General features: G+C 68.6%; 19 protein-coding genes and 1 tRNA gene. 10 read left to right on the forward strand and 10 right to left on the reverse strand.

All coding sequences use genetic code 11. The features are described 5' to 3' along the window. Positions 1-203: 203 nt before the first annotated feature. The gene (locus tag EER27_RS04325; protein ID WP_123086810.1) at positions 204-737 is read left to right on the forward strand and encodes a hypothetical protein; all 534 of its coding nucleotides are present in this window, start codon (positions 204-206) and stop codon (positions 735-737) included. A 129-nt stretch (positions 738-866) separates the two neighbouring features. On the opposite strand, the gene EER27_RS04330 is transcribed toward EER27_RS04325, so the two are convergent. Next, positions 867-942: transfer RNA gene (locus tag EER27_RS04330), tRNA-Ala, on the reverse strand. Positions 943-1038: 96 nt separating this feature from the next. Further along, a complete protein-coding gene (rnd, locus tag EER27_RS04335) occupies positions 1039-2157 on the reverse strand; it encodes a ribonuclease D (protein ID WP_123086811.1) in 1119 nt (372 codons plus the stop codon). A 125-nt stretch (positions 2158-2282) separates the two neighbouring features. Here rnd and EER27_RS04340 point away from each other — a divergent pair, with 125 nt between their 5' ends. Both EER27_RS04340 and EER27_RS04345 read left to right on the forward strand, forming a co-directional pair. Further along, entirely contained in the window at positions 2283-4133 is a 1851-nt protein-coding gene (locus EER27_RS04340) for a formylglycine-generating enzyme family protein (RefSeq protein ID WP_123086812.1), read from the forward strand. Positions 4134-4151: 18 nt separating this feature from the next. Further along, positions 4152-5075, forward strand: a complete 924-nt coding sequence (locus EER27_RS04345) for a M48 family metallopeptidase (RefSeq protein ID WP_123086813.1) — start codon at positions 4152-4154, stop codon at positions 5073-5075. Between the two features lie 43 nt (positions 5076-5118). Here the strand turns inward: EER27_RS04345 and phbB (EER27_RS04350) are convergent, their stop codons facing one another. Continuing rightward, complete coding sequence (gene phbB / locus EER27_RS04350) at positions 5119-5859, reverse strand: acetoacetyl-CoA reductase (protein ID WP_123086814.1); 741 nt, start codon at positions 5857-5859, stop codon at positions 5119-5121. A gap of 214 nt (positions 5860-6073) precedes the next feature. Then, positions 6074-6565 (reverse strand): polyhydroxyalkanoate synthesis repressor PhaR, encoded by a 492-nt coding sequence (gene phaR / locus EER27_RS04355; protein ID WP_123086815.1) that lies wholly within the window; start codon positions 6563-6565, stop codon positions 6074-6076. Between the two features lie 229 nt (positions 6566-6794). Here phaR and EER27_RS04360 point away from each other — a divergent pair, with 229 nt between their 5' ends. The 5 genes from EER27_RS04360 (at position 6795) to EER27_RS17055 (ending at position 13934) form a co-directional block, all read left to right on the forward strand. Further along, a complete protein-coding gene (locus EER27_RS04360) occupies positions 6795-7682 on the forward strand; it encodes a DUF3667 domain-containing protein (protein WP_123086816.1) in 888 nt (295 codons plus the stop codon). Between the two features lie 70 nt (positions 7683-7752). Then, positions 7753-9549, forward strand: a complete 1797-nt coding sequence (locus EER27_RS04365; protein ID WP_123086817.1) for a TPM domain-containing protein — start codon at positions 7753-7755, stop codon at positions 9547-9549. A gap of 123 nt (positions 9550-9672) precedes the next feature. Then, entirely contained in the window at positions 9673-10248 is a 576-nt protein-coding gene (locus tag EER27_RS04370; protein WP_148040928.1) for an ECF-type sigma factor, read from the forward strand. A gap of 161 nt (positions 10249-10409) precedes the next feature. Beyond that, positions 10410-13226, forward strand: coding sequence for a serine/threonine-protein kinase (locus tag EER27_RS04375; RefSeq protein WP_123086819.1), 2817 nt, complete (start codon positions 10410-10412; stop codon positions 13224-13226). A gap of 366 nt (positions 13227-13592) precedes the next feature. Further along, positions 13593-13934: a hypothetical protein gene (locus tag EER27_RS17055; protein ID WP_123086820.1), complete on the forward strand. Its 342-nt coding sequence runs from the start codon at positions 13593-13595 to the stop codon at positions 13932-13934. Between the two features lie 273 nt (positions 13935-14207). Here the strand turns inward: EER27_RS17055 and EER27_RS04385 are convergent, their stop codons facing one another. From EER27_RS04385 to cysZ, 4 genes are all read right to left on the reverse strand, one after another. Further along, positions 14208-14714: a hypothetical protein gene (locus EER27_RS04385; protein ID WP_148040930.1), complete on the reverse strand. Its 507-nt coding sequence runs from the start codon at positions 14712-14714 to the stop codon at positions 14208-14210. A gap of 285 nt (positions 14715-14999) precedes the next feature. Further along, positions 15000-15740, reverse strand: coding sequence for an acetoacetyl-CoA reductase (gene phbB, locus EER27_RS04390; RefSeq protein WP_123086822.1), 741 nt, complete (start codon positions 15738-15740; stop codon positions 15000-15002). Between the two features lie 45 nt (positions 15741-15785). Further along, positions 15786-16733 (reverse strand): tRNA glutamyl-Q(34) synthetase GluQRS, encoded by a 948-nt coding sequence (gene gluQRS, locus EER27_RS04395; protein ID WP_123086823.1) that lies wholly within the window; start codon positions 16731-16733, stop codon positions 15786-15788. A gap of 10 nt (positions 16734-16743) precedes the next feature. After that, a complete protein-coding gene (gene cysZ / locus EER27_RS04400) occupies positions 16744-17499 on the reverse strand; it encodes a sulfate transporter CysZ (RefSeq protein WP_123086824.1) in 756 nt (251 codons plus the stop codon). Between the two features lie 96 nt (positions 17500-17595). On the opposite strand from cysZ, the gene htpX reads away from it, so the two are divergent. Next, positions 17596-18510: a protease HtpX gene (htpX, locus tag EER27_RS04405; RefSeq protein ID WP_123086825.1), complete on the forward strand. Its 915-nt coding sequence runs from the start codon at positions 17596-17598 to the stop codon at positions 18508-18510. Between the two features lie 379 nt (positions 18511-18889). On the opposite strand, the gene EER27_RS04410 is transcribed toward htpX, so the two are convergent. Further along, complete coding sequence (locus EER27_RS04410; RefSeq protein WP_123086826.1) at positions 18890-20974, reverse strand: EAL domain-containing response regulator; 2085 nt, start codon at positions 20972-20974, stop codon at positions 18890-18892. Between the two features lie 117 nt (positions 20975-21091). Further along, positions 21092-22123, reverse strand: a complete 1032-nt coding sequence (gene epmB, locus EER27_RS04415) for an EF-P beta-lysylation protein EpmB (RefSeq protein WP_123086827.1) — start codon at positions 22121-22123, stop codon at positions 21092-21094. 139 nt (positions 22124-22262) lie between these two features. Here epmB and efp point away from each other — a divergent pair, with 139 nt between their 5' ends. Then, positions 22263-22829, forward strand: a complete 567-nt coding sequence (efp, locus tag EER27_RS04420; RefSeq protein ID WP_123086828.1) for an elongation factor P — start codon at positions 22263-22265, stop codon at positions 22827-22829. The last annotated feature ends 23 nt before the right edge of the window (positions 22830-22852 follow it).

The following is a 22852-nucleotide window of genomic DNA, read 5'->3' on the forward strand; positions in this document are numbered from 1 at the left end:
GCGCATGCGGTCGGCGCTGGCGTTGGCGGTACAATCGCCGCGCATCGCTCGCTCGGGTCGTACATCGGCCTGGCCTGTAGCCAATGCACCCATCAAGGAAGATCTCGCCGGCCCCGACTCGGCATGTTGCCATGCGTCGACTCCCTTGCCCTCCGCTACCACGCCGATTGTTGGCAGGCATCGTTTTTAATAAGGAAATCCTCTTGAAGAATCTCGTAACCCTCGTATTTCTTGCGCTGTGCGCGACTCTGGTGTCCGCGTGCGATCCCACCACCGGCAACAAGAACATGTCGCCGGACGACTACCTGACTCACAACATCTCGATCTGGAACGGCGTCGTCTCGCAGACCGAGCCCTGGATCGGCGGCGAGCGCGGCGAGAAGATGCTGGCAGACGCGAGCGAGCTCAAGTCGATGAAGGGGTACAAGAACTCGCTGGACAATCCGCGCAAGGAACTGGGCAACTACGGCAAGGGCTACGAGGGCTTCGGGATTCCCGAAGACGCGCAGGATCTCGACGTCAAACTGAAGGCCTTCCAGAAGAGCGTCGACACAGTGCTGGCCACGATGCAGGAAATCGCAGCCCTGCCCGATGGCTACACCGAAGCGCAGCTGGCGCCGTTGCTCGAGCGGCTGCAGGCCGCATCCGACACCTACGACACCGACGGCGAGGCGCTGGACGCTGCACAGAAGGTGTATGCCAAAAAGCACAACATCCAGTTGGTGGTCAACGGTTGAGCGCCAACGGCGATGGATAAAAGGAGCGGCCTCAGGGCCGCTCTTTTTTTGGGTTCTGCACGGAAGCCCTGGCGAGCGTGAAGATCCAAAGAAAAAGGGCCGTGATTGCTCACGGCCCTTCTCATTTCGTGGTGGAGCGGAGGGGGATCGAACCCCTGACCTCCACGATGCGAACGTGGCGCTCTCCCAGCTGAGCTACCGCCCCACGAAAGTGGCCGCCAGTTTAGCGGCATGATTCGACCAGCGCCAGCCCTTTGCATCCCTCGCGCATCCATCGATGCGGGACGCCGCGCCGAGCCGGTCAGCTCGCCGGTTGCGTGGCCGGTGGCTGCGCGATCAACGGCGCCAACACCGGTTCGAGCAACTGCCGGCGCCATCCCGCCAGTGCCTCCGGCCACTGGCCCTGGTCGAGCAATGCTTCCAGCCAGCGGCGGGAGGCCAGCACGCCATCGGCGAGACCGAGTTCACTGCTGCGCGCCGCCACGGCGTCCTGCAGTTTGCGCAGGCGCTGCTTGTCGCGGGTTTCGGCGACGGATGCATCCGGTGCGTCGTTCTCGTCCGCCAGCGGCGTGCCCAGCGCGTCCCAGATCACGTCGGCCAGCTTGCGCGGCGCCTTGGGATGGCTGTCGAGCAGTTGCAGCATCGCGCCCCGATCGCCCGGCGTGGTGCGCGCGATCGCGACGGCCAGTTCGTTGTCGAGGATCCAGTTGCGCGGGCGGTCGTTGCCGCGCGCGTACACGTCGCGCCAACGCAGCAGACGCAGCAGACGCTGCTGACTGTCGCGATCGAGGAACTGCGCGCTGCGCAGCGACAGGTGCGGCCAGCGCTCCGGGCCTTCGTTCTCGGCGTTGAGGACGGTGCGGGTAGCGTCTTCGGCGAGCCATTCGCTTCTGCCCAACCGCTCCAACTGACCGTGCAGGATGTCGTGCATCGCGAACAGATGACGGACGTCGTCGGCGGCGTATTCCAACTGCGCGGGCGACAACGGGCGGCGCAGCCAGTCCGAGCGCGTCTCGCCCTTGGCCAGTGCGATGCCGGTCAACTGTTCGACCAGCTTCTGGTAGCCCAGGCCGCTGCCGATCCCGGCCAGCGCCGCGGCCAGCTGGGTATCGAACAACGGTTGGGGCACCACGCCGCAGCTGTGCCGGAACGCGACCAGATCCTCGCTGGGGCTGTGCATGAGCTTGAGGATGCCCGTGTCGGCCAGGATCGGCGCGAGGGCATCGAGGATGCCGGGGGCCAGCGGGTCGACCAGCAGGACCTCCATGGCGCCGTCGGCGGTCTCGAACGCGATCTGCACCAGGGCCAGCTGTGGCCAGAAGGTACGCTCGCGAATGAACTCGGTGTCCAGGCCAATCCGCGCCGGGCGGAAGGCAAGGCGCTGCTGCAGGAGGGCGGGGTCGGTAATCCAGTCGGTCACAGGCGCTACGGTCACGCGGCAAACTTGCCGGGGCGGGCGACAATAGCCTAATTTCAGAGGCCCGGGCTCGTTCCGGACAGTTCGGCAGCCCCCGTGTCGGGCGCAGTCGCAGGGTACGGAGGACGATGCGCGGGATCCTGACGGCCACCCTGGTGGCGACCATCGCAAGTGCACTGGCGGTTGGCTGCAGCCGGCCGTCACCGGACGAGGCTGCGCGCACCCCAGCGGCCCCGGATGCGCGCGCGCCTGCCGTCACCGTCAGCGCGGACCAGGAAGTCTCGCCGGTGCCGCCGTGGCGCGCGCCGGTCATCGAGGTCACCGCCGACAACGCCGCCGCATTGCGCAAGCGCGCCGCCACCGCGCTGGCGGAGGGCCGCCTGTACGGCGACGCCGATGCGGCGATTCCGATCTACCTGGCCCTGCGCACCCACGACGCCACGGACACAGCCACTGCGAAGGCGCTGGGCGACGCCACCACGCGACTGCTGGCGCAGGGCGACGCGGCGCTGGCCACGATCGACGACGATCCACTGCAACTGCGCCATGCGCACGAGATCGGCGCCGTCGCGCGCACGATCGATCGCGACGCCGACGCCGTGCTGGCCTACCTGGCGCGGCTGGACACGGCCGACCAATCCCAGCAGGCCAACCGTCTGGGCGAGCGCGAACTCGCCGATGGCCGCATCGGCGAAAGCGGCAAGGGCGGTGCGCTGGCGAAATTCCGCGAGGCGCTGAAGCTGCGTCCTGGCGATGCGCGTGCGTCCCAGGGGCTTGCTGCCGCCGAAAGCGCGCTGATCCGTCGTGCGGAGTCCGCCGCCGAGAGCAGCGACTATGCAGCGGTCGAAACCTGGCTGGCACACGCCGGCAAGGTCCGACCCGAGTTGGATACCGTCGATCACGCGCGCGCGCGTATCCAGGCGCAGCGCGTGGCGCGCGTCGGCCAGCTTCGCGACCAGGGCATTGCCGCGTTGTCGCAGGAAGACGGCATCGACACCGCCCGCGAGCATCTGGCGCAGCTGTTGCGGATCGCGCCCAGCGGCGATCCGGCGGCGGTGGAACTGCGCGAGCGCATCGACCTGGCCGTGCACTACGGCCTGTTCCGCCCTGGTCAGACTTTCACCGACGCGCTGGGTGACGGCGGCCGCGGACCGCAATTGGTGATCGTGCCGCACGGCGCATTCCGCATGGGGGCGGCCGAGGGCGAGGCCGACGCCGGCGATGCAGAACGCCCGGCCCGGAACGTGCGCTTCGCGCGCGGATTCGCGATGGCGCGCACCGAGGTCAGCGTCGCCGAGTTCCGGCGTTTCATCACCGCCAGCGGTCATCGCGCGCGTGCCACGCGCCGTGGCTATTCCACCGCCTACGACGAACGCAGTGGCAACCTGGTGCGCCGCGGCGGCGTCGACTGGCGGGCCGACTATGCCGGCAAGCCCGCCGCGGACGACCAGCCGGTGCTGCACGTCAGCCACAAGGACGCGCTGGCCTACGCGCAGTGGTTGTCGCAGCAGACCGGGAAGCGTTACCGGCTGCCCAGCGAAGCTGAGTTCGAGTACGCGCTGCGGGCGGGCAGCGACGGACGCTTTCCGTGGGCCGCGGATGTGCCGCCGCCGCGCACGGGCAACTTCACCGGTGCCGAGGACCCGTCGCCCAGTGGGCGCCGATGGCGCAACGCCTTTGCCGGGTACGGCGATGGTGCCTGGGGGCCGGTGCGGGTTGGCAGCTACCGCGCCAATGGCTATGGCCTTCACGACATGACCGGTAACGTCAGCGAGTGGGTGGCCGACTGTTGGCACGACAGCTACCGACGCGCGCCCGACGGCGGCCAGGCCTGGGTCAATCCCGGCTGTCGGACGGCGGTGGTGCGTGGCGGCTCGTGGGCGAGCTCGCCAGCACAGACGCGTTCGGCCTGGCGCGCCAGCGCCGACACCGACGCAACCAACGCCCGCGTGGGATTCCGCGTGGTCCGTGACATCTGACAGGCGAGGGTGGCAGGCATGAGGATCGATCCGATGGGTGGCGCCGCTGCACAGGGCGGCAAACGGCGAGGCGGCGGTGTGCGCTGGTGGATCCTGATCCTGTTTGCCGGCTACGCGGCATGGACGTGGTTCGGCAGCGCCAAGGTCGATCCCTACACCGGCGAGAAAGCCCACTACGGCGCCACCGCCGAGGAGGAAGTGCAGCTCGGCACCCAGGCCTACCAGCAGGTGCAGAGCGACGCTGCCGCGCAGGGTGCGTTGCTGCCCCCCGACGCGCAGGTCAGCCGGCAGATCCGTGAGATCGCCAACCGCCTGGTGGCCCGGGTACCGGAGGTCACCGCGGCGCTGGCCGCGCAGAACCAACAGCAGGCGCCGACCGACTATCAGGGGTTCCAGTGGGATGTCAGCGTGATCCAGTCCGAGGAGGTCAATGCGTTCTGCCTGCCCGGCGGCAAGATGGCGGTGTACACCGGGTTGTTGCCCGTGGCCGAGAACGAGCACGCGATGGCCGTGGTGATGGGCCATGAGATCGCCCATGCGTTGCTGCGACATGGTTCGCAACGCATGGCGCAGCAGAAGCTCGTGCAGATGGGGCAAATGGCCGCCGGCGTCGCGTTTGGCGGCATGGACCCGCAACAGCAGCAAGCGGTGATGGCGGCATTGGGGGCAGGCGCGCAGTACGGGTTCATCCTGCCGTACGGCCGCACCCACGAGACGCAGGCGGATCAGGTGGGCCTGATGCTGGCCGCCGCCGCCTGCTACGACCCGGCCGCGGCGATCCCGCTGTGGCAACGCATGGCGCAGCTGGGCAGCGGGCAACGCCCGCCTGAGTTCGCGTCGACCCATCCCGATCCGGACAACCGCATCGCCCATCTGCAATCGTTGATGCCGCAGGCCGAGGCGTTCCGCGCCAAGTACTGCCAGGGGCAACGCGCGCCGTAGTGCGGCGTGCCATCGGCACGGCCGGGAGTGCGGCCGTCGCCGATCAGAAGCTCATGAACATCCCGCCATTCACCGGGATGTTGGCCCCGGTGATGAAGCCCGCGTCGTCGGCGCCAAGAAACTCGACCGCGCGTGCGATCTCCTCGGGCTTGCCCAGGCGCCCCACCGGGACGTTGTCGACGATCCGCGCGCGGATCTCCTCGGGCACCGCCATCACCATCGCCGTTTCGCAGTACCCCGGCGAAACAGAGTTCACGGTGACGCCGCGCCGGGCGACATCGCGTGCCAGCGCCATCGTGAAACCGTGCATGCCGGCCTTGGCCGCGCAGTAGTTGGTCTGCCCGAACTGACCGGTCTGGCCATTGACCGAACTGATGTTGACGATGCGGCCGAAGCCGCGCGTGGTCATCCCGTCCACCGCGTGCCGGCACAGGTTGAACACGCCGTCCAGATTGACCGACAGCACCTCGTCCCATTGCCGGCGGTCCATCTTGCGCAAGCTGGTGTCGCGGGTGATGCCGGCAGCGTTGACGAGGATGTCGAGCGAGCCGTGTTCGTCCTCGACCTTGCGCACCAGTGCCGCGCAGGCCTCGAAGTCCGCGACGTCGGCTGCTTCGAAGCTGACATCCAGGCCTTGGGTTGCGCGGGAGAACGCGTCGATGCGATCCGGGTGCCCGGGCAGGTCGATTGCGACCACGCGGCGCCCGGCCCGGGCGAGGGTCTTGCAGATCTCGGTGCCGAGTCCGCCGATGCCGCCGCTGACGACGGCGATGCGCTTGTTCATGGGGCTTGCCTGAGGGTTCGTGGCCCGGACGGCGCCGCGGGCCGATGCGCACCCGGTGTGGGCGGCGCAATGGAAGTTGGTGGCGGGCGAGGGGCGCAGGGGCTGGGTCCCGGGCGCGGCGCGCCACCGTGGGCACTGCCGCTTCGTCGCACGCGTCGGCCGCGTGCGCAACCCCGAACGGCGCCCGATGCGGCGCGCGCCCGTCGTCCCGGGTTCAGCGCCCGCGCTTGGTTTCCGGACGGGCCTTGGTTGCCGAAGGGGTCTGGCCGACGCTGCCGGAAAGGTTCTGCTGGAACTCCTTCCACATGGCCATGTTGCGTTCGGTGAGCTGGTTCATCATCGCCCAGGGCGTCTGGCCGAGCATGCCACCGACCTGGCTGCGGAATTGCTGCTGCTGGTCGAGGAAGACCTGCATCGAGCGCTCCAGGTAGCTGCCCATGAAACCCTGCAACGAGTCGCCGTAGAAGCGAATGATCTGGCTGAGCAACTGGGTGGACAGCACCGGCTCACCGTCCTGCTCCTGCTCGGCGATGATCTGCAGCAGTACCTGGCGGGTGAGGTCATCGCCCGAGCGCGCGTCGCGCACCTCGAAATCCTCACCGTCGACGATCAACTGGCGAACGTCCTCGATCGTGATGTAGCTCGAGATCTCGGTGTCGTAGAGCCGCCGATTCGGGTACTTCTTGATGACTCGTAGCGAGGTCATATTGGGCAAAGGCTCTAAAACCTGATGGAGCCGAGCATGGCTCAGGGGAACGGGCCATGCAAGCAGCCATCGCCGTTGCTCGACCGCCGGCGGGCAGCCGGCCGTCCAGGCGGGGAATGTCAGGAATCGATCCACTCCTTCGTACCCGACAGTAGAGCGCGGGCTGTTCCGCGACTGCGCCAGGCGACGACGCCGTGACGCGAACGGCGACCGACGGGAAGGGAGCGCCATGGATCCAGCCTCGACCACATCACCACCGGGGCGCCTGCTCTCAGTGGCGCAGCCGGAGCGCCAGCCGGCGTCGTTGCCGCGATCGGCGGCGGACGAGTGCATCGCGCCGGGCGTGCTGCCGGCCGACGTTGACGGCGCGCATTTCGAACGGGCCATCTGCCGCAACTGCGGCGCCGGACTGAGCACGCCGTTCTGCGGCCAATGCGGGCAGAAGAAGGTGGTGCGGTTCAGCAGTCGCGACCTGCGCACCGAGATCTGGCAGAGCTGGCGCTGGTTCGAGCTGGACATCGTCAAGGCCGCGTGGGCGTTGGCCACCGGGCCAGGGCGGGTGGCGCGCGAATACGTGCTGGGCGCGCGCAAACGCCACACCCATCCACTGAAACTGTTGCTGGTGGCCGTGGGGCTGTTGTTGCTGCTGCTGAGCGAAAACCGCTGGTTTGCCGCCGGTGATGCAAACCTCGGCAAGGCCGGCGAGCTGCTGCAGTCGTACGGCAAGTGGAGCTTCTCGCTCGGCATCGTCGCGGTACTGGCCAGCTCGCTGTTGATCTTCCGTCGTCGGCTTGGCTACAACTCTGTCGAGCACCTGGTGCTGGCGACCTACTGCCAGTTCCTGATCCTGTGCGCGCAGCTGCTCAACATGCTGCCGCCCCTGCTGCTGCGCAGCGCCGACTACCTGCAGATCCACAAGCAGTGGTCGGTCCTCTACATGAACCTGGTCGCGGCGACGATCGTGACCGTCGCGTTCCGCCAGTTCTTCGTCATCGACCTGCGGCGCGAATGGCCGCGGCTGCTGTTGGCGATCGCGTTGTTCGTCGCGATCAAGGTCGGCCTGCAGCGTCTGTACGCGTGGGCCCTGATCAAGGCAGTGATGGCACAACTGGCCTGAGTCGCATCACGGGCGCCGGACACGAGACCGATGCCCATCCCGAGTCTCCTTACCCATTGGAACCCAAACCATGAAGTGCAATCAGACGCTGCGCCGCACCCTCACCCTGGCCGCGATACCGACCGCCCTGGCAGTGGCGCTGGCAGGCTGTGGCGGCTCGCCGGCCGAAGCGGTCGCGCAGGACGCGCGCGGCGGCGTCGTGCCGGCCGCGACCCCGCCCAGCGTGGCGCTGGCGATGAGTGAGACGGAAATGGTCGACCAGCTGGCCCTGTCGCTGCAGGCGTGCTCGTACGACGGCTCGCCGGTGACGGTGGACGCGAACGGCATGGGCGGCAATCCGCCGACGGACTGCCGCGACATGGTCGCCAGGATCATGAACTTCACCGGCTTGCCGCAGAACTTCCACGTGGTCGAGGCCAACGTGCCCAACGCCGCCGCGCTGATCGTGCTGGGACCGGACAAGCTGCCGCGCCGCGTGATCGCGTTCAACAAGAACTTCATGGACGAAGTCCGCCGCGCGACCGGCAACAACGACTGGGCGCCGGTGAGCATCATGGCGCACGAGATCGGCCACCACCTGTCCGGGCACACCATCACCCCCGGTGGCAGCCAGCCGCCGATCGAGCTGGAGGCCGACAAGTTCAGCGGCTTCGTGCTCTACAAGATGGGCGCGCAACTGGTCGATGCGCAGAAGGCGATGGTCACCCTCGTGCCCGAAGGCGACGGCCCGACGCATCCCGGGCGGGGCAAGCGCGTGGCGGCGATCGAGGACGGCTGGAAGCAGGCCTGCCTGCAGCAGGGCGGGACCCGCTGCAGCAGCGGCGTAGCGCCGCCCATCGCGCAGAACCAGAGCCCGGTGGTGGTTGCACCGGCATCGTCCGCCGGCCCCATAACCTCGCTTCCGACGCCGGCCCACCCGGCAACGGCAGGCGTCACGCCTGACACCGTGGCGGTCAGCGCGCCGGCGCCCGGCGGCGTGCGCGACGTGCTGCCGGCCGTCAGTGCCAGCGCCACGCCATCCAAGTTCAGCCGGTTTGTCTACGACGAAACCGGCATGGTCGAGCCTGTGGTGCGTGCGAAGGTGGAAAAGGCGATGTTCGACCACGCCCAGGCACATGGCGTGGAGATCGTGACCCTGGTCGTGGACGACCTCGACGGACTGGACGCCAACGCCTATGCCCAGGCGATGCTGCGCCAGCTGCGCGTGGGCAAGCTCGATGTCGGCAACGGCGTCGTGCTGGTGTATGCGCCCAAAGTCCAGCAGGCCGGCCTGGCGATGGGCCCGGGCGTGGCACTGGCAACCACCATGGTGGGCAGCGCCGACGTCGAAGAGGCAACCCGGGACATGCGACGTGTGCTGTCGACCATCGCCTTCAGCTGCAAGCACGGCTGTCGCGGTGGCGCCAGCGAAATGTTCTTCGGTCGCAGCGACCGCTTCCGCCGCGACACCGACAATTTCGACTGGACGATTCCCTACCAGAGCTACGGCCAGGCCTGGACGACGTTCAAGAGCGCCTGGGATACCGCCATGCAGCGCGGCGTCGCCAGCGATCCGAACAGCGACCCGACCCGCGGCAAGATCGTGCGCATGCAGGGCACGGTGCTCCGGCTCAATCCGCCGACCGGCGACAAGGCGGCATGGGTCAGCACCGTCCGGCTTCGCCAGGGCTTCCTCCCGTTGCAGGTGCAGGTGGCCGAGGGCCACAAGGTGGTCCTGTACGTCGATCCCAACACCCAGGGCCTGATGCCGGGCGGCGCGCTGGCGCAGGGGCGCCGCTACGCGTTCATCACCCGCGTCGACAACTTCACCTGGAACACCAAGGACACCCAGAGCCTGGACGTGCTGAGCTATGACCAGCTCGACTGAGCCTTCCGGGAGTCCGTCCGGCCCCGTCGCCACCGCGGCGGACCCGTCCGGCGCCAGTTGACGCACGGCGCCGCCGCCGGCAACCATGCGCCCCGCGGCCCCGGCCGTGGGGAGATCACGCGAATGCACGATAACGCCACGACTGGCCACGACGCTACGGTACTGGTGCAGCGCTGGAGCGCGGGCGATGCCCAGGCGCTGGACCAGCTGTTGCCGATGGTCTACTCGGAGCTGCGCGCGATCGCCAATCGCGAACTGCGCGGCCACCGCGGCCACGACACGCTGCAGCCGACCGCCCTGGTCAACGACGTGTTCCTGCGTCTGCTGGGGGCCGAGCAGCCGCAGCAGCTGCACAGCCGCGCGCACCTGTTCAACACCGCGGCGCGGATCATGCGCCAGTTGCTGGTCGATCGCGCCCGCAAGGCCGCCAGCGACAAGCACGGCGGGCAATGGCGGCGCGACGACTTCACGCTGGCGTTGAACCTGCCGATCCCCGACGACACGCGTCTGCCCGAGCTGGACGACGCGCTGCGGGAGCTGGCGACGATCGACGAGCGAATGGCCAAGGTGGTCGAGCTGCGTTACTTCGTGGGCCTCAGCGTGGCGGAGGTCGCGACCTTGCTGGATGTCGAGGAGCGCACGATCTACCGCGACTGGGCGGCCGCACGCGCCTGGTTGCGCGAACGACTCGAGGACTGATCCGGCGACAGGTGGCCGCGCGATGTCGGCGTCGGGTTGCCCGAGCGGCCGGCGCGCCGGCCGGTTGCAGAAGGCGCGGCGCCGGCAATGTCAGGTTCGTCGCCGACAGTTCGTAGTCCCATTCCAGGCGCGGTCTCCATGCCGCCCACACACGGAACGCCATGGCCAACACCCAGCTCGATCGTGATGCCCTGCAGTTGCTGCGCGAAGTGCTCGAGCACGCGCCCGAAGCGCGAGCCGGCGCGATCGCCGCGCGCTGCGAGGGCAGGCCCGAGCTGCGCGAACGCGTCGAGGCGCTGCTTGCGCGCGTCGACGAGGACGAAACGCACGGGCCGCTACCGCCGCCGATGCAACCGGCAGTGGATGGCGAACGCCTGGGCCCATGGCGACTGCGACGGCGCATCGGCCATGGCGGCATGGGCGAGGTGCTGCTGGCTGAACGCGCCGACGGTGCGTTCGAGCGCGAGGTCGCCATCAAGCGCATCCGCGCCGGTTACGCGCCGCTGGCAGAACGCTTCCTGCGCGAGCGCGCGATCCTCGCGCGCCTGCAGCATCCGCAGATCGCGCAGCTGCTGGACGGCGGCATCGACGACCACGGCAACCCATGGTTTGCGCTGGAGTACGTGCGCGGCGAGACCATCACGCGCTGGTGCGACCAGCACAAGGTCGGTGTCGACACCCGGGTCGGGCTGCTGGCGCGGCTGTGCGAGGCCGTGCAGTTCGCGCATGCCAATCTGGTCGTGCATCGCGACATCAAGCCGGCCAACGTGCTGGTGGGCGCCGACGGCGAACCCAAGCTGCTCGACTTCGGCATCGCCCGCCTGCTCGACGACGGCGATGCCACCCAGACCCAACTGCTGGCGATGACGCCAAGCTACGCCGCGCCCGAACAGCGCCGGGGCGAAACACCGACGATCGCCACCGACATCTACCAGCTCGGTCTGCTGCTGCGCGAGATGCTCGGCGGTCCGCTGCCCGCGCGCACGGGCGAAGCCGGGCCGCCGCCGTGGCCACGCCTGGCGGCCGACTACGCCGCACGCATGCGCGATGACGCCGCCGGCGCGCTGGCGATCGCCTCCGCGCGCGGACTCGCACCGTCGCGCCTGCAGGCCGTGCTGCGCGGCGACCTCGAACGGATCGTCGCGGTGGCCACCGCCGACGAACCCGGCGACCGCTACCCCACCGCGCAGGCGCTGGCCGACGACCTGCGACGCTGGCAGCAGCATCTGCCGGTGCGCGTGCACCGCGACGGTTGGGCCTACCGGGGCCGAAAGTTCGTGCGCCGGCATCGCGTCGCCAGCAGCCTGGTGGCGGTGCTGGCGATGGTTGCCGTCGGTGCCGGCGGGTTCGGCTGGCGCAAGCTGCAGGCCGAACGCGAGCAGTTCCAGCGTGCCGAGGCCACCATCGCGTTCCTGCGCGACGTGTTCGTCGAGAGCAAGCCCGAACAGACCGAGGGCGAGGCCCTCACCGCCGCGCAATTGCTGGAGCGCGCCGCCGCCGGGCTGCCCGAGCGCTTCGGTGACGACCCGCGCACGCGTGGCCAACTGGAAAGTGAAGTGGGCACGGTCTTCATGAGCATGGGGTACATGGCCAAGGCGCGGCCGCACCTGCGGTACGCCATGGAGCAGCTGGCGCCGGAGCGCGACGCGCGTCCCGACGAGTACCTGCAGCTGGTCGAGTACCTGTCCTATGCCAGCGCCGAGGACCACGACCACCAGGCCGCCTTCGACGTGATCGACGCCAACATGGCCTTCGCCCGCAGTCTGCCGCAGGTGAACGAGCCGCCCGCGGCGCGCCTGCTGCTGGAGCGCGGCAACGCACTGGCCGGTCTGGGGCAGGAGGAGCGGGCACTGGTGGACTACCGCGAGGCGCTTGCGCTGCTGATGGCCGACGGTGGCGGTGCCACCAAGTACAAGGCACGCGCGCACACCAACGTGGCGATCGCGCTGGTGCGCAGCGGTCAGGTGCGTGAAGCCATCCCGGTCTACGAGCAGGCCCTGCGCCTGCACCAGCAGACGCCAGACGCGCTGGAGGCCGATCAGCTGGTCGCCCGCTACAACCTGGCCCGTGCCCAGTCCAGGCTGGGCGAGACCGATATCGCGATTGCCGGCTACGAGGCCGTGTTGCCACGGATGACCAAGCTGCTCAGCGTCCACCATCCGCGCGTGGCCACGCTGCGACTGCAACTGGCGCTGTCCTACGGCGTGCGCGGCGACTACCGCCGCGGCGCCGACCTGATGATGGCGCAGCTGCCGCACCTGCGCGGCAAGGACATCGACCCCGAGGTGCTGGCCCAGTCGGAAGGGTTCGCCGCCAAACTGCTCAACGCCGCGCTGCGCCCCGACCTTGCCGCGCCGCTGGCACGCCAGGCCGATCAGCGCCTGAATCCGGCCGGTTTCGCGGCGGCGGCCGATCGTCCCGATGACGTGCACGCCAATGTGCGTCACATCCTGGGCGAGGTGTCGCTGCAACAAGGCGACCTGGCCGGAGCGGAGCGCGCGTTCCAGGCGGCGTTGCAGGAAAGCCTGCTACTGGCCGAAGGCAAGCCCGATGCCGGCGCGTCCGGCGCGATGGACGCGCTCGGCCGTTGCCGCCTGCTGGCCGGCGACAGTGCGGGGGCGATCGACTGGTTCGAACGTGCCCTGGCGATGATGCGCCAGCGCAAATCGCAGGCGACCCGCGTGGACCCGCGTCTGGTGCGCAGCGAGATCCACCTGCAATGGGCGCGCGCGGTGCAGTCGCGCGATGCGTCGGCGGTTCTCGTGCTGGCTGCGATGCGGCCGCGATACGCGGCTGCGCTCAATGCGGCCGAGCATCCGCTGCTGTGGCAATTCGACCTGCTACACGCCCGCCTGGCGCACGACCTCGGCGGCGCGGGACCGGCGCCGCAACGCCTGCACCAGTCGCGCACGAAACTGCAGGCCCTGGCCGGGGATGCGCCCCTGTCAGAACCGTTTGGGCTGGTGTTCGACTTCTGATTCGGTTGCCACCGGCTCGGTCGGCTGGCTAACCCACCGTCTTGGAGGGCCCAGTAGGATGGGTTGAGCGCAGCGATACCCATCGCACGCCACGACGACCATTTGCGCCTGGTGTTGTTGCCCTCTGCAACCGGATACGCAGGGGATCGCCTCGACTCGCCGGCCACCGCCGCGCGGTCACCTTGGCGTGCGCAGCTGGACCGCGGTTAATGGGTTTCGCTACGCTCAACCCACCCTACGGCGTGCTGCCCGGCCGTGGCCTTGGCGCGCGTTCGGATTGCGGTTGATGGGTATCGCTGCGCTCAACCCATCCTACGGCTACCGAAAGCCGACATAATTCTCCGAGTGATGCCCGGGGGAAACGCGATGCTGTTGTCGATACTGCTCGGCTTGCCGGCCGCGTGGGGGTTGGGCTACTTGACCTTCTGGGGGGTCTGCCTGAAGCGTCAAGGCCAAAGCGTGCTCCACAAGTACGCGGGCTTTAGGTCTTACCGAGAATTGAGAAGTCACGCCATTGGCATGAACATCCTTTGGAGTGCCATCCTGCTGGTGGTCGGGCCATTTATGGCATTCACTTTGGGCTGGCCGGACGGCGGTTTTGTCGTTGTCTTCTTGGCAGGCTACGCCTACGCGTTTTGGCAGTTCCTAAAGAAGCCCAAGAGTGAGTGGGATCGCGAACGGTCATTTCATCCAGATGAGGTTGGCTGAACTAGCCCAGTAGGATGGGTTGAGCGCAGCGATACCCATCGCACGCCACGGCGACCAATTGCGTCTGGTGTTGTCGCCCTCGGCAACCGGCTACGCAGGGGATCGCCTCGACTCGCCGGCCACCTTGGCGCGCGCGTTCGGATCGTGGTGATGGGTATCGCTGCGCTCAACCCATCCTACGGCGTGCTCGCCGGCCACTGCCCGGCCGTGGCCTTGGTGCGCGCTCGGATCGCGGTGATGGGTATCGCTGCGCTCAACCCATCCTACGGCGGGCTAGCCAACCGCCTTGGAGATCGTTGGTGCCGGTACGGACTCCCCCAACCAGTGCCGATAGCGCGTGTCGGCCAATTGGTAATCGCTGGCGGTGACCATGATCGTGCCGTCCCATGCCAGGCCAAGTGGGGCGCCGCGTGAGCCGGCGAGACGCTCGACGAAGCGCTGCACCTGTTCGCGTGCGCGTACCACGTCGACGCCCAGACGCCCCAGCAACAGGCCCGCGCCCTGCTGTTCGAACGTGGTTGCGTCCATCACTTGCAGCTCGGCGTTGTCGATGACCTGCGATTCGATCCGCTCCCGCAGTTCCGCCGGCACCTGCATGGCCATGGTGTAGGCCGGCGTCGACAGATCCAGCAGGACCGCGCCGTTGGCCGTCAGGCCTGGCGTGCCCAGCAACAGACTGGTCAGGCCGAGCGCTGCGTCGTGACTGGCCAGTCCGACGTCTCGGGCCGGCTCGGGGTCCGGAACGGGGCACGGGAGCGGGGTGGGGCGGGGGTCCTGCATGGCGGTTTCCGTGGCGGGCGGAGCCGGTGTCGTTACCGGGTCACAACGAAAAACGCGCAGAACACAAGCCTCCCCCCCTCGCCGATGTGACGCACGTCAGCAAAACCAGTGTGGCGCTCGACCCGGGTGACGGCGAGCATCGCGCCGCCCTGTGGGAGTCCGACCCTGCGTCCGGCCCAACTACGTGCGCGCCGCGCGACTGCCTCGCTGTCGCTCCAGACGCAAAAAGGCCAGCCCTGCGGCTGGCCTTTTCCGGGGTGCTATCCGCTGGCGCGGCGGCGGGCCCTACCAGCCCATGTACTGGCCGCCGTTCGCGGACAGGTTGGCGCCGGTGATCCAGGCGGCTTCGTCTGGCATGAAGAAGCCCACCGCGTAGGCGATTTCCTCCGGCGTGCCCAGGCGCCCGGTGGGGATCTGCGCGACGATCTTGTTGCGCACTTCCTCGGGCACGGCCATCACCATGTCGGTGCCGATGTAGCCGGGCGAGACGGTGTTGACGGTGATGCCGAACTTCGCGTTTTCCTGCGCCAGCGAGATCGTGAAGCCGTGCATGCCGGCCTTTGCGGCGGCGTAGTTGGCCTGGCCGTACTGGCCCTTCTGGCCGTTGATCGAGGCGATCTGCACGATCCGCCCCCACTTGCGATCGCGCATGCCCTCGATGACGGGGCGGGTGACGTTGAAGCAGGAATTGAGGTTGGTGCCGATCACGTCGTTCCACTGCTGCGCGGTCATCTTGTGGAACGTCGAGTCGCGGGTGATGCCGGCGTTGTTGATGAGGATCTCGACCGGTCCGAGTTGCCGCTCGACCTCGCGCACCAGCGCTTCTGCCTGCTCGGGCGATGCCACGTCGCCCTGCGCGAGTGCGACGTCGACGCCCTCGTCGCGCAACTGCGCCTGCCACGCCAGTCCCTTGGCTTCGTCGCGGAAATTGGTGGCGACGCGGTGACCCATCCGGGCGAGCTGCTTCACGATCGAGGTGCCGATGCCGCCAGTACCGCCGGTGACCAGTGCAACGCGTGACTGCATGCCGTGCTCTCCATGTCGACCGCAAGGTGCGGTCCGCCATGGATTCTAGTCGCCAATCATGAAAGTTCTACGCTGCGCTGCAATGTCGGCCGGCGGCTGTCCGGGCGGTATCGCCTGCGGCTTGAACGCGGCCAGTGCACAGGCCAGCAGGGCGTCGGCATCGCCTGCCTCCGCCAGCGCGGACGCGTCCTGGCCGATCAACTGCCAGGCCGTGCGCAACGCTGCCACGGGCTGGTCGGGATCGACCGGTTGCGCCGCATCGGATTTGGACAGCTTTCGTCCGTGTGCGTCGAGCACCAGCGGCAGGTGGGCGTAGCGCGGCGTCGGCAGGCCGAGCGCGCGTTGCAGCAGGATCTGGCGGGCGGTCGAGCCGAGCAGGTCGGCTCCGCGCACGACGTCGGTGATGCGCTGCGCGGCATCGTCGACCACCACGGCCAGCTGATAGGCCCAGTAGCCATCGGCGCGGCGCAACACGAAGTCGCCAACCACGCCGGCGACATCCTGCTGCTGCGGCCCCTGGATGAGATCGTCGAAACGCACCACCGCGCCATCGGCAACCCGCAGGCGTATCGCCGGTTGCACCTGGCCGCTGCGCGGCGCGCGGGCGACGCAAAGACGGTGGATGCCGCCGCTGGATGCCAGGTCGCTGCGACTGCAATGGCACGCAAACGCCGCACCCGTGGCGAGCAGGGCATCGAGCGCCTCCTGGTACGGCACGTCGCGCTGGCTCTGCCGCATCACCGGTCCGTCGCCGTGCAGGCCGAAGGCAGCCAATGCCGCCAGTTGCGCGTCCGCCGCGCCGGCGACCTCGCGCGGTGGGTCGATGTCCTCGATCCGCAGCAACCACGCACCACCGGCATGACGGGCCAGCAGCCAGCTACCCAACGCGGCCACCAGCGAGCCCATGTGCAGCGGACCGGTGGGCGAGGGTGCGAAGCGACCGCGGTAGCCGTCGGGCGCCGACGCGGCATCGTGCGGGTGTGTCGAGGCCATGCGCGTGACGTCAGTCTTCCGGGCCGGCGTGGTCGAGGCAGAACGCGGTCATGCCGCACACCGCCGCGGGCATCGCCGCGAAGTTCAGCACCGGCACCAGGCTCGCGGCGACCACGCACACGCCGAAGCCGATCGCCGCACTGCGATGGCGGCGCAGGAATGCCAGCTGCCGTTGCGGCGCCCAGCCCCAGTTGCCCAGCGGGTTGCCGGCGGTTTCGATCGCCAGCAGCCAGCCGGCGAACAAGAGGTTGATCGGCGCGGCCAGCAGGCCAAGTCCCGGGATCAGGCTGACCACCAGCACCAGCAACAGGCGCACCGCGACATAGCCCAGGATGCGCAGCTGCAGGCGCAGCGACTGGCGCAGCTCGACCATCAGCGGGATCTCCACCTCCTGGCTGCCGCCGCGCAGGCGCATTTCCACCCGTCGCGCCAGCAGGCCGTAGAACGGCGCCAGCAGCAATTGCCCGACCAGGCCGAACGACAGCACCGTGACCGCCAGTAGCAGCAACCCCAGCAGCGGCTTGAGGATCCAGTTCACCCAGCTCCACGATTCGCTGATCCAGCGGTCGAGCAGCCAGTCCATGCCCCACAGCGCGCCGGCGAACGCCAGCGTCAGCAGCACCAGGTTGGCCAGCAGCGGCCACGCCACGAAGCGGCGGATGCCGGGGTTGAACAGCATCCGATAACCGCGCAGGAGGTAGCGCGCGCCGGCCAGCGGCGAGACCGCGTGCTGGGCCAGGGCGAGGCCGGTACGGTGCAGGTCCATGCGTGAGGGGATTCCGGGTGGGCTTGAAGTGGCGGCGAGTCTACCCAATCTAGGCAGAAACCCCGGCAACCCTCCGGTCCGGAAAGCAGAGGCCCCATGTTCAAGCGAATCGCACTTTTCCTTGCCACCAACCTGGCCGTGCTGGCATTGCTCAGCATCGTCATGGCGGTGTTGCAGAACGTCTTCGGCATCCAGCTGGGCAACAACGGCGCATTGCTGCTGATGGCCACGATGTTCGGTTTTGGCGGATCGATGATCTCGCTGATGCTGTCCAAGTGGATGGCCAAGCGCGGCACGGGCGCGTACGTGATCGAACAGCCGCGCAACGAGTCCGAACAGTGGCTGGTCACCACCGTGCGTCGCCAGGCGGAGGCCGCCGGCATCAAGATGCCCGAGGTCGCGATCTACGACGCGCCCGAGATCAACGCCTTCGCCACCGGTCCCAGCCGCAACAACTCGCTGGTCGCCGTCTCCACGGGCCTGCTGCGCGCGATGAGCCGCGAGGAGGCCGAAGCGGTGCTGGCGCACGAGGTCAGCCACGTCGCCAACGGCGATATGGTGACCATGGCGCTGATCCAGGGCGTGCTGAACACCTTCGTGATCGTCTTGGCGCGCGTGGTCGGACGGGTCATCGACAGCTACATCAGCGGCAACCGCGAAGGCGGCCCCGGAATCGGCTACTACGTGATCGTGTTCGTGCTGGACATGGTATTCGGCCTGTTCGCCAGCATGATTGCGATGTGGTTCTCGCGTTACCGCGAGTTCCGCGCCGATGCGGGCGGAGCCAGCCTGGCCGGTCGCGACAAGATGATTGCCGCGCTGCAGCGCCTGTCGCAGACCTACGGCGCCAGCACGCTGCCCAAGCAGGTGGCGGCATTCGGCATCAGCGGCGCCGTCGGCCACGGCCTGAGCAAGCTGCTGATGAGCCACCCGCCGCTGGAGCAGCGCATCGAAGCGTTGCGCAACGTCTCGCCGATGCAGTCGGCGCAGGGTCGCGTGGTCAGCCGCTGAGGCGCTGACGAGGCGAGGGCTCCCGCCAGGACGCCCTGTGCTTCCCCCGCCCATGCGCAACGCATGGGTGGGGTGACGCGTGAGCTGAGCTGAGCGAGACGGAGCCCACGGCGTGTGACGATGGCGGCGTCGGCCGCAGCGAAAACCCAATGACGCGGGGTGACAGGCGGCGTCGGCCGACGCAAACACCCAACGACGCGTTGCGGTGATTTGCGACGGGCACTTTAGGCGCCCGCTGCGCGCTGGTTCCGCGGTTGTGGGGGCTTCGCGATGCCGGGGTTCGCTTCGCTTGCCCCAGTCGCTGTTTCGCCCACACCCGCCAGTTCAACTCCGGCCCCGCCGGTGCAACGGCGGTGCCGGGTGGGCACCGCCAAGGGCTTTACTGGAACTCGTAGTCCATTTCCGGGCCGGCCGCTGCCAGGAAGTGGCCCTGGGCGTAGTCGACGCCCGCGGCGAACAGGTGGGTCATGCTGGCCGCGTCCTGCACGAATTCGGCGATCGTCTGCTTGCCCAGTTCGTGGGCCTTGTCGGCGATGGCGCGCACGCGCTGCTGGTGTTCGGCGCTGCCGGCCAGCTCCTCCATGAATGCCCGGTCCAGCTTCAGCAGCGACGCGTCGAAATGGCTCAGCAGCTGGAACGAATTGAGGCCGCTGCCGAACTGCTCCAGGCCGACCTGCACGCCCAGCGCCGACACCTGCGACAGGAACGTCTGCGCCGCGCCGAGGTTGGTGAACACCTTGGACTCGGACAATTGCAGCACCAGCAGGTTGCCTTCGGCGCCGTGCTTGGTCAGCTGTTCGCGGATCAGCACGACCAGGCTGTCGTCCTGGAGCGATGCCTCGGTGATGCGCACCATCAGGGTGGTACGCCGGCCGAGCTTGAGGCGCTCGCCGATCACCGCGATGGCGCGTCCGACTACCCAGCGGTCGATCTCCCAGAGCAGCCCGTGCTCCTCGGCAATCGGCAGGAACGTCAACGGCTGCACCAGGTCGCCGTGCTCACCGCGCATGCGCAGGTAGGCGTCGTACTTCTCTTCCGGCTCGCCGTGCAGGCTGATCACCGGTTGGTAGTGCATCAGGAACTGGTCGTTGTCGATCGCATCGCGGATGCGCGCGACCCAGGCTTCGATGCGCTCCTGTTCGGCGCGATCGACCGCGCCCGGGTCGAACAGCTCGATACGGTTGCCGCCCACGCCGATCGTGGACTGCACGCCCTGGCTGGCCTTGCCCAGCACCGCTGTGACGCTGGCGATGCGCTGGCCGATCTGCACGCCGCCGATGCTGGTGGTGGCGTTGAGCGAGCGGCTCCCGGCCTCGAGCAGGTTTTCAGCGAATGCCTTGCGCACGGCTTCGGCCAGCTCGAGCGTGCCACGGTGCTCGGTGTTGCGACGGAGCACGGCGAACTGATGCTCGCCGAAGCGCGCGGCGATGTCGTCCGGACCCAGCGCGCTGCGCAGGCGGGCGGCGCAGGCACCGATCAGCTGGTCGGCGGCGTCCAGGCCGATGTCCTGCAGCAATTGCGTGTAGTGGTCGGGCTCGACCAGCAGCAGGCTATGGCTGCTGGCGTTCTGGGCGGCGTCGGCGATGACGTCCTCGAGCGCGCGCAGGAACGTTGCGCGGTTGAGCAGGCCGGTGGCCTGGTCGCGCTGGCGCAGTTCCTCGACTTCTCGCGCGAGCTCGGGGTCGAACTCGGGTTCGTGACGGCGGATCACCACCTGCTGGCACGACTCGCCCTCGTAGGTGGCGGCGGTGAATTCCATGACCGCGGGGAAGTCGGTTCCGTCCAGCGTGCGGGCGGTCAGTTCGTGGCGTGGCGGGGGTGCCTCGCCCTTGGACAACTGCTTGAGCAGGTGCTTGAAACCTTCGACGTCGTGCGGCGCGACCATGTCGAGCAGCGACATGCCCTCGATCTCGTCGAACGACTCGTATCCGAAGATTTCCAGGTACGCCGAGTTGGCGCGGATATGCATGCCTTCGTGGACGTAGGCGATGGGGTCGCGCGAGGACTCGATCAGCGAGTCGCAGCGGCGCTCGGTCTCGCGGACCTGGGCGGCCAGTTTGCGTTGCGAGCGGCGTGCCTCCAGGTCGGCCCATTCGGCGCGAACCACGCTCTGCACGTGTTCGATGCGACCGCGCAAGGCGATCGCGCGCACGCCCATCTGGGCCGCTTCGAGCACGCTGGCGTCGTCGATGGTGTCCTGTACGACCAGAACCGGCAGGTCCTTGCCGCTGGCGTCGACCAGCCGCATCACCGTGGCCAGCGGCACGCTGCGCGCATCGCGCGCGGCCACCACCATGTCTGGCGGCTGGCTGCCAAGCAACTCGTCGAACTGGGCCTCGTTTTCGGGCCGGCTGGGCCGGGCCGCGATGCCACCGTTGCGCAGTCCGCTGACGATCGCCTCGGCGGCTTCGACACTGTCGTCGACGATCAGCAGGCGCAGTGCGGCGTCTTTACCGAATTGCATAGCCACCTCCTTAGGCCCGGCGTTATGACACGAAGCAGCGTCTGCCGTCCATGCGCAACGCGGCGTTTCGTGACCCAGGGCGTCGCTGATGGCCGCGCCGGGGCGGCTGTCGACGTGCTACAGCGGGCGCTTGCCGGTGTCCCCTGCGACCTCGCGCACCAACTTTGGCACAAGGTAGCCCGAAAGCCGCGCGGCCAATGCAGCATGCAGACTGCGCGCGCGGTCGTCGCCGATCTCGAAGTGTGCCGAGCCCTGGACCCGGTCGAGCTGGTGCAGGTAGTAGGGCAGCACGCCGGCGGCGTGGCCGCGTTCGCTGAGCTCGGCCAGTGCCTCCACCGAGTCGTTGACCCCGCGCAGCAGCACGGCCTGGTTGAGCAGCATCACCCCGGTGCCGCGCAGGCTCGCCAGGGCGGCGTCCACCTGGGCGTCGAACTCGCGGGCGTGGTTGGCGTGCAGGACCACCGTCACCGGCCAGGGCAATGCCGACAGCCACTCCAGCAGGGCGGCATCGACGCGTTCGGGCAGCACCACTGGCAGGCGGGTGTGGATGCGCAGGCGCTTGAGGTGGCCGATCGTGGCCAGCGCATCGGTCAGTTCGGCAAGCTTCGACGTCGACAGCGACCAGGGGTCGCCGCCCGACAGGATCACCTCGTCGATCGACGCGTCGGCGCGGATCAACTCGACCGCGTTGCGCCACCCGGCCGCGGCCGCGGTCTCCTCGGCATACGGGAAGTGCCGGCGGAAGCAATAGCGGCAATGGATCGCGCAGCTGCCCGTGCTGACCAGCAGGGCCCGGCCGCGGTACTTGCGGATCACGCCGTCGCCGGCCTTGGCGGCCCCGTCGCCTACCGCGTCCAGGCTGAAGCCCGGCATCGGGTGCATCTCGGCATCCAGCGGCAGCACCTGGCGCAGCAACGGGTCGTTCGGGTCGCCGTGGCGCATGCGTGCCACGAAGCCGCGCGGTACCCGCAGTGGGAACTGCGCGGCCGCCTCGTCGGAGATCGCCAGGGCGGCCGATTCCAGGCCGAGCATCGCCAGCAGTTCGCGTGGATCGCGCACCGCGTCGCGCCACAGCTGTTGCCAGCGCGGAGTCGGCATCGGGGCGATGGCGGAGGGCGGCTGCAAGGAGGCCGGGGCTGCGGGTATCATGCGGGTCCGTTTTTTGCGCTGGTGCGGCCTTTGGCGGCCGCGCAGCCCGGCATTCTAGCGCCCGCCGATCCAGGCGGCCCGGAGACAGCCGTTCCGACGGACTGCTCCAACCCCCTCACATTTCCGCAGGAGTTCCAGCATGGCCACCTATGGCATGAACGACGTCAAGAACGGGATGAAGATCCTGGTCAACCGCGACCCGTGCATCATCACCGAGACCGAGTACGTCAAGCCGGGCAAGGGCCAGGCCTTCACCCGCGTGAAGTACCGCAGCATCAAGTCCGGCCGCGTGGTCGAAATGACCATGAAGGCCACCGACGACGTCGAGGCCGCGGACGTCGTCGACACCGACATGCAGTTCCTGTACGCCGATGGCGAGTACTGGCACTTCATGAACCCGGAGAGCTTCGAGCAGGTCCAGTCCGACAAGGCCGGCATGGGCGGCGCCGAAAAGTGGCTCAAGGGCGAGGAAGAGTGCGTGGTGACGCTGTGGAACGGCGTGCCGATCATGGTCCAGCCGCCGAACTTCGTTGAGCTGAAGATCGTCGAGACCGACCCGGGCGTTCGCGGCGACACCTCGGGTGGCGGCGGCAAGCCGGCCACGCTCGAGACTGGCGCGGTGGTGCGCGTGCCGCTGTTCGTCAGCCAGGACGAGACCGTCAAGGTCGACACCCGCTCGGGTGAGTACGTCAGCCGCGTCAAGTAAGACCGCCGACCCCGCGCGCTCCG

Origin of the sequence: Montanilutibacter psychrotolerans (assembly GCF_003719825.1) — a bacterium.
Classification (GTDB): Bacteria; Pseudomonadota; Gammaproteobacteria; order Xanthomonadales; family Xanthomonadaceae; genus Montanilutibacter; species Montanilutibacter psychrotolerans.

Coding starts and splice junctions, on each gene's coding strand:
- EER27_RS04365 (WP_123086817.1), top strand. CDS start 7,753: ATGAAGTGCAATCAGACGCTGCGCCGCACCCTCACCCTGGCCGCGATA.
- htpX (WP_123086825.1), top strand. CDS start 17,596: ATGTTCAAGCGAATCGCACTTTTCCTTGCCACCAACCTGGCCGTGCTG.
- EER27_RS04340 (WP_123086812.1), top strand. CDS start 2,283: ATGCGCGGGATCCTGACGGCCACCCTGGTGGCGACCATCGCAAGTGCA.
- EER27_RS04385 (WP_148040930.1), bottom strand. CDS start 14,714: ATGCAGGACCCCCGCCCCACCCCGCTCCCGTGCCCCGTTCCGGACCCC.
- EER27_RS04345 (WP_123086813.1), top strand. CDS start 4,152: ATGAGGATCGATCCGATGGGTGGCGCCGCTGCACAGGGCGGCAAACGG.
- EER27_RS04410 (WP_123086826.1), bottom strand. CDS start 20,974: ATGCAATTCGGTAAAGACGCCGCACTGCGCCTGCTGATCGTCGACGAC.
- EER27_RS04370 (WP_148040928.1), top strand. CDS start 9,673: ATGCACGATAACGCCACGACTGGCCACGACGCTACGGTACTGGTGCAG.
- cysZ (WP_123086824.1), bottom strand. CDS start 17,499: ATGGACCTGCACCGTACCGGCCTCGCCCTGGCCCAGCACGCGGTCTCG.
- EER27_RS04360 (WP_123086816.1), top strand. CDS start 6,795: ATGGATCCAGCCTCGACCACATCACCACCGGGGCGCCTGCTCTCAGTG.
- phbB (WP_123086822.1), bottom strand. CDS start 15,740: ATGCAGTCACGCGTTGCACTGGTCACCGGCGGTACTGGCGGCATCGGC.
- epmB (WP_123086827.1), bottom strand. CDS start 22,123: ATGATACCCGCAGCCCCGGCCTCCTTGCAGCCGCCCTCCGCCATCGCC.
- EER27_RS04375 (WP_123086819.1), top strand. CDS start 10,410: ATGGCCAACACCCAGCTCGATCGTGATGCCCTGCAGTTGCTGCGCGAA.
- phbB (WP_123086814.1), bottom strand. CDS start 5,859: ATGAACAAGCGCATCGCCGTCGTCAGCGGCGGCATCGGCGGACTCGGC.
- phaR (WP_123086815.1), bottom strand. CDS start 6,565: ATGACCTCGCTACGAGTCATCAAGAAGTACCCGAATCGGCGGCTCTAC.
- EER27_RS17055 (WP_123086820.1), top strand. CDS start 13,593: ATGCTGTTGTCGATACTGCTCGGCTTGCCGGCCGCGTGGGGGTTGGGC.
- efp (WP_123086828.1), top strand. CDS start 22,263: ATGGCCACCTATGGCATGAACGACGTCAAGAACGGGATGAAGATCCTG.
- gluQRS (WP_123086823.1), bottom strand. CDS start 16,733: ATGGCCTCGACACACCCGCACGATGCCGCGTCGGCGCCCGACGGCTAC.